Source organism: Streptacidiphilus monticola (assembly GCF_042658505.1).
GTDB lineage: Bacteria > Actinomycetota > Actinomycetes > Streptomycetales > Streptomycetaceae > Streptacidiphilus > Streptacidiphilus monticola.
Window position 1 is genome coordinate 1 of the sequence record NZ_JBHSQJ010000041.1, and the last position, 879, is coordinate 879.

The following is an 879-nucleotide window of genomic DNA, read 5'->3' on the forward strand; positions in this document are numbered from 1 at the left end:
CCCCCAAGCGCCGCACCACCCGCACCGCCAAGGCCACGACCGCCACCGCCGAGGCGGCGGACGCTCAGGGCGAGGCGGAGGCGACGCCCAAGCGCCGCGCCCGGAAGGTGGCGGAGGCCGAACCCGTCGAGACCGAGGTCCCAGCGGAGAAGCCGACGCGGCGTCGCCGCACGGCGAAGGCCACGGAAACCAGCGACGCTGCGCCCGAGTTGACGCAGACTCAGGCCCCCGAGGCCGACAGCACCGCCGTCACCGAGGAGGCCGCGCCCAAGCGCCGCACCCGCGCCCGCAAGGCGGCCGAGCCCACGCCCACCGAGGCCGTGGCCCCGGCCGTGGCCGTGGCTGCTGAGGACGCCGAGGAGGCCGCGCCCAAGCGCCGCACCCGCGCCCGCAAGGCGGCCGAGCCCACGCCCACCGAGGCCGTGGCCCCGGCCGTGGCCGTGGCTGCTGAGGACGCCGAGGAGGCCGCGCCCAAGCGCCGCACCCGCGCCCGCAAGGCAGCCGAAACCGCCCCCGCGGCGGCAGCGGAGCCCCAGGAGACCCCCAAGCGCCGCACCACCCGCACCGCCAAGGCCACGACCGCCACCGCCGAGGCGGCGGACGCTCAGGCCGAGGCGGACGCTCAGGCCGAGGCGGAGGAGACCCCCAAGCGCCGCACCACCCGCACCGCCAAGGCCGCAACCGCCACCCCCGAGGTGGCGGAGACGACCCAGGCCGCTCCCGCCGAGCCGGAGGCCGCCGCGGCCCCCGCGTCGGCCGCGGTCAAGCCGCGCGTCCGGCGGCGGGCCACAGCCGGGGTGACCGACCCGTCGGCCAAGCCGGCCGCCGCTCCCGCACCGGTCGAGTCGCCGCAGGAGCCGGCCGCGCCCGCCGGACCGG

1 pseudogene is annotated in these 879 nt (G+C 80.2%); it reads left to right on the top strand.

The features are described from left to right. Positions 1–879, top strand: a pseudogene (locus tag ACFP3V_RS11135) (hypothetical protein); the annotation flags it as partial.